Source organism: Dactylosporangium cerinum (assembly GCF_042653625.1).
Lineage (GTDB): Bacteria > Actinomycetota > Actinomycetes > Mycobacteriales > Micromonosporaceae > Dactylosporangium > Dactylosporangium cerinum.
The window spans coordinates 1-5,682 of sequence record NZ_JBHSIU010000079.1; the positions used below are offsets into that span (position 1 = coordinate 1).

A 5,682-nucleotide genomic window follows, 5' to 3' on the forward strand; every position below is an offset into this window, starting at 1 on the left:
TTGCTGGCTGGGGATGAGGTGTGTACGGCGGAGTATTGGGTGCGGCATGTGCGTGCGGCGGTCCGGTTCGGGGATGGGGTCCGCTGCTTGCATGAGCAGGGTGTGCGGGTGTTCGTGGAGTTGGGTCCGGGTGCGGCGTTGACCGCGATGGTCCAGGAAAACCTGCCCGAGACAGCGGCAGAGCGGTCGGTGTTCGTGGCCGGGTTGCGCCGTGAAGGTGCCGAGGTTGAGTCGTTGCTGCTGGCGGTGGCGCAGGCGTTCACCGCGGGGGTGGCGGTGCGGTGGCCGGCGGTGTTCGCCGGGGTCCGGACCAGCCGGGTCGACCTGCCCACATACGCCTTCCAGCGGGAACGGTTCTGGTTGCAACAGCCGGCGTCGTCTGCCGGCGATGTTACGGCGGCGGGGCTCGGGGCGGCTGGGCATCCGTTGCTGGGCGCGGTGACCGCGTTGGCCGAGGGCGAGGGGGTGTTGTGGACCGGCAGGGTATCGGTGCGTACGCATCCGTGGCTGGCTGATCACGTGATGGCCGGTGCGGTGTTGTTCCCTGGGACCGGGTTTGTGGAACTGGCGGCATGTGCCGGGCAGCGAGCCGGTTGTGGTGTGTTGGAGGAGTTGACGCTGACCGCACCACTGGTGCTCTCCGGTGACAGCGCGGTCCAGGTGCAGGTGTGGGTCGGCGGACCGCAGGAGGAGTCGGGCCGCCGACCGGTCAACATCTACTCCCGCCCGGAAAACGACCAGAGCGACGGTGACGTCTGGGTGCGTCACGCCACCGGTGTGGTGTCCCCAGCGACGCCGGCACCCGAGTTTGATCTGACCGTGTGGCCTCCGCACGGCGCGGTGGCGGTGGACGTCGACGGCTTGTATGAGCGGTTGGCTGAGACCGGGTTCGGCTACGGGCCGACGTTCCAGGGCTTGCAGGCCGTGTGGCGCCGCGATGCCGAAGTCTTCGCCGAGATCGCCCTGCCCGAGCCGACGGCTGAGGAGGCCGGCCTGTTCGGGGTACACCCGGCGCTGTTGGACGCGGCCCTGCATCCGGCCCTGCTCGATGCGGGTTTGTCCGGTGGTGACGGTGGGTTGCGGTTGCCGTTCGCGTGGTCGGGGGTGTCGGTGTTCGCTGCCGGCGCCGCGGTGTTGCGGGTGCGGTTGACCCCGGTAGGTGATGACGGGCTCTCGCTGGACGTGGCTGACGGGGCCGGGGCGCCGGTGGCGGTGGTGGAGTCGCTGGTGGCCCGCCCGGTCACCATCGAGCAGCTCACCGCCGCAGGCGGCAATGCCGGAGTTGGGCCAGATCATTTGTTCCAGGTCGACTGGGTGGACATCCCGGCGAACAAGGAGCAGCCGCAATGGGGGTTGCTGGGATCGGACCTGTTCGGGGTGGCCGCCGGACGGCCTGACATCAGCCAATATTCCAGCCTCGAGGACCTGCAGGAAGCGGTCGAGACGGGCGCTGCTCTGGATACTGTGCTGGTCTGTCGGGCGTCGGACGGCCACGCGGATCTGGTCGAGACCGTCCACCGGAACACCCTCGAGGTGCTGAACCTACTTCAGGGATGGCTCTCGGCCGACTGCTTCATGAACCTGAAGCTGGTGATCGTCACGCGAGGTGCTGTGCCGGCTCGGCACGGCGAAGCGGTGGAGGACCTCGCCAATGCCCCGGTGTGGGGATTGGTGCGGTCGGCGCAGTCTGAGAACCCGGGCAGGTTCACCCTGGTTGACATTGACGCTGAGGACTTGTCGCTCAGCGTCCTCCCGGCCGCGGCCGGCATTGATGAACCGCAGTTGGCGATTCGTGACGGTGTCGTCGTGGCTCCGCGCTTGGCGGCGGCGACGTCCCAGGATGCCTTGGCCGTGCCCATCGGCTCCAGGGCATGGCGACTGGACAACGTCACCGCCGGTACCATCGAGGGCCTCTCGATTGTGCAGTGCCCTGAGGTGCTCCAACCGCTGGAAGAGGGGCAATTGCGCCTCGCGGTGCATGCGGCCGGCATCAACTTCCGTGACGTCATTATCGCGCTGGACATGGTAGCGGGGCTGCAGGGCATCGGCGGCGAAGCGGCCGGCGTGGTTCTCGAGGTCGGTCCAGGAGTAGCCGACTTCGCGGTGGGCGACAGGGTCATGGGACTCTGCGCCGGGTCCTTCGGGCCGGTGGCGATCGCTGATCATCGCTATCTGGTGAAGATGCCGGAGGGCTGGCGATTCGACCAGGCCGCATCGATCCCCATCGCCTACGTGACAGCGTATTACGGGCTCGTGGACCTGGCGGGAGTTCGGCCCGGGGAGTCGGTGCTGATCCATGCTGCCGCCGGTGGCGTGGGAACTGCGGCAGTGCAACTGACCCGCTATCTGGGAGCTGAGGTGTACGCCACCGCCAGCCCACAGAAATGGCGGGCCCTGCGGGAGGCGGGCCTGGACGGGAAACACATAGCGAACTCCAGGACGCTGGACTTCGAGGAGCGGTTCCTGGAAGCGACCGACGGCCGCGGCGTAGATGTGGTGATCGATTGTCTGGCGAACGACTTCGTCGACGCAGGGCTCCGGCTGCTGGGCGACGGTGGCAGGTTCCTGGAGATCGGCAAGACGGACAAGCGTGATCCGGTCGCTGTTGCCGAGCAGTACCCTGGTGTCCGCTACCAGGCCTACGACGTCAACGAGGCCGGCGCGGCGAGGATTCAGGAGATACTTCGCGACGTCGTCTCGCTGATCGATCGCGATGTCATCAAGGCCCCGCAGATCACCACGTGGGACATCCGGCGAGGGCGGGACGCGTTCCGGGCGCTGAGCCAGGCTCAGCTGATCGGCAAGGCAGTGGTGAACATCGCGCAGCCCTTGGACACGCAGGGCACGGCGCTGATCACCGGCGGCACCGGAGCGCTCGGCAGGCATGTGGCGCGTCATCTGATCGCGCGGCACGGCATGAGGAACCTGCTCGTCGTCAGCCGTCAAGGCATTGAGGCGAAACATGCTCGCGAGATGGCGGAGGAACTCGCCGCGCTTGACACTGCTGTCAGTTTCGCAACGTGCGACGTCGCCGATCGTCGCGCTGTGGCTGCGTTGCTCGCGGGGATTCCGGACGAGCACCCGCTGGTGGCGGTGGTGCACGCGGCCGGCGTGCTCGACGACGGCACGACCGGTTCGCTGACCCCGGAGCAGGTCGGGAATGTGTTGCGGCCCAAGGTCAACGGGGCGTGGAACCTGCATGAACTCACCCAGGACCTGCCCTTGTCGATGTTCACCCTCTTCTCTTCGGCGGCGGGGACCTTCGGCAACGCCGGACAGGGAAACTACGCGGCGGCGAGCACCTTCCTGGACGCGTTGGCCCATCATCGTCGGGCACGTGGCCTCACCGCCCTCTCGTTGGCCTGGGGTCTGTGGGCCGACCGTGACGGCATGGCGGGTGATCTGGACGATACGGACACCGGCCGGTTCGAGCGCTCAGGGATGTTGCCGCTGAGCCGTGAGGAAGGCCTGGCGCTCTTTGACGAGGCGCATGCCAGAGACCTGCCGGTCGTGGCTCCGCTGCGAGTCAATGTGCAGCTGTTCCGGCACGCTACAGATAACGCCCCTCACCTGCTGCGTCAGCTGATCGGCGAGTCGGGGAAGCGGCCGGAGACGAAGCGGGCGCTTGCCGGCGGCGGGCTCTCGACCGGGAAACGCCTCCGCGCCCTGCCGAAGGCCGAACGCGATCAGCTGCTGGCCGATCTGGTGCGATCGCACACCGCTGTCGTCCTGGGCATGCGGTCGGCGGAATCGCTGCCCGGTCATCTCGCCTTTGCGGAACTTGGACTCGATTCCCTCACCGCCGTCGAGCTGCGGAATCGACTGTCGCAGGACCTTGACGTCGCACTCCCTGCAAGCCTGCTGTTCGATCACCCGACCTTCGAGGCGTTGACGGAGTTCCTCGGCGCGAAGATCGCTCCCGACGAGCTCACGGAGATCGACATCATCGAATCAGACCTCAACGCGCTCGACGGCAGGCTCGCCCTGCTCGCTCCGGGAGCCGACGACCGGAAACGGATCTTTGAACGCCTGAACGCGCTCGCCAAGAAATGGGGGCCGTTGGAGGTCGACGACATAGACCTCGACATCGCGTCAAACGAGGATCTCTTCGACCTGGTTGATAGGGAATTCGGCACTTCTTGAGTCAGCCAAAATCGGGGGAGGTTCGTGGCATGTCCGAAGACGATAAGCTCCGTGAATACCTGAAGCGTGCTATTGCTGACGCGCGGAAGGCTCGTGCGCGGCTGCGTGCCATCGACGAGAGCGCGCATGAGCCGATCGCGATCGTGGGGATGGCGTGTCGGCTGCCGGGAGGTGTGCGGTCTCCGGAGGGTCTGTGGGACCTGCTTGCCTCCGGCGGTGACGGAATCTCGGAATGGCCGACTGACCGGGACTGGGACCTGGAGACCTTGTACGACACGGACCCGGACCAGTCGGGGACGAGCTACGTGCGTGAGGGCGGGTTCCTGTACGACGCTGCGGATTTTGATGCGGGTTTCTTCCGGATCAGTCCGCGTGAGGCGTTGGCGATGGATCCGCAGCAGCGCCTGCTGCTCGAGGCCGCGTGGGAAACCTTCGAGCGCGCGGGTATCGATCCCGGCTCGGTCAAGGGCACCGACACCGGGGTCTTCATGGGCAGCGTCGGCCAGACCTACGCCGTGCTGCTGTTGAACCATGGGCACACGGTCAAGGGCCTGGAAGGGTTCATGGGGACCGGCACTGCCGCGAGTGTGACATCGGGTCGGTTGGCGTACACCTTCGGTTTGGAAGGGCCGGCGGTCACGGTGGACACGGCGTGTTCGTCGTCGTTGGTGGCGTTGCATCTGGCGTGCCAGTCGCTGCGGCAGGGCGAGAGCTCGCTCGCGTTGGCCGGTGGTGTGACCGTGATGGCGACGCCCGGAATGTTCGTGGAGTTCAGTCGGCAGCGGGGGCTGGCTGTCGACGGGCGTTGCAAGGCATTCGCCGGTGCTGCGGATGGTACGGGCTGGAGCGAGGGCGCCGGGCTGTTGCTGTTGGAGCGGCTGTCGGATGCGCAGCGGTTGGGGCATCCGGTGCTGGCGGTGGTGCGTGGCAGTGCGGTGAATCAGGACGGTGCGAGCAACGGTCTGTCGGCGCCGAACGGTCCGTCGCAGCAGCGGGTGATCCGGCAGGCGTTGGCGAACGCGCGCCTGTCGGCTGGTGAAGTGGACGCCGTCGAGGCGCACGGCACCGGGACGGTGTTGGGTGACCCGATCGAGGCGCAGGCACTGCTGGAGGTGTACGGGCAGGAGCGCGCCGACCGGGAGCCGTTGTATCTGGGGTCGTTGAAGTCGAACATCGGCCACACCCAGGCCGCGGCTGGGGTGGCCGGCGTCATCAAGATGGTACTGGCGATGCAGGCCGGCGTCCTGCCGCAGACGCTGCACGTCGACGAGCCCACCCCGCATGTGGATTGGTCGTCCGGTGCGGTGGAGTTGTTGACGGAGGCCCGGTCGTGGCCGGAGTCTGGGGGGCCGCGTCGGGCTGGGGTGTCGTCGTTCGGGATCAGTGGCACCAACGCGCACGTGATCCTGGAGCAGGCCCCCACGGCAGAGGAAGAGAACCCCGCAGCGGGGGAGCAGACAGAAGCACCTGCACTGGCTGAGTCGTTGCCGGTGTTGGCGGGGTCGTTGCCGGTGGTGCCGTGGGTGTTGTCGGGTCGTA

The 5,682-nt window shown here is 67.2% G+C and carries 2 protein-coding genes; both read left to right on the forward strand.

The features are described from left to right. The first annotated feature begins 108 nt into the window (after window positions 1-108). Window positions 109-4,143 (forward strand): SDR family NAD(P)-dependent oxidoreductase, encoded by a 4,035-nt coding sequence (locus ACFPIJ_RS47650; RefSeq protein WP_380126126.1) that lies wholly within the window; start codon window positions 109-111, stop codon window positions 4,141-4,143. 29 nt (window positions 4,144-4,172) lie between these two features. Further along, the coding region (locus ACFPIJ_RS47655; RefSeq protein WP_380126127.1) for a type I polyketide synthase at window positions 4,173-5,682 on the forward strand (1,510 nt) is incomplete at its 3' end.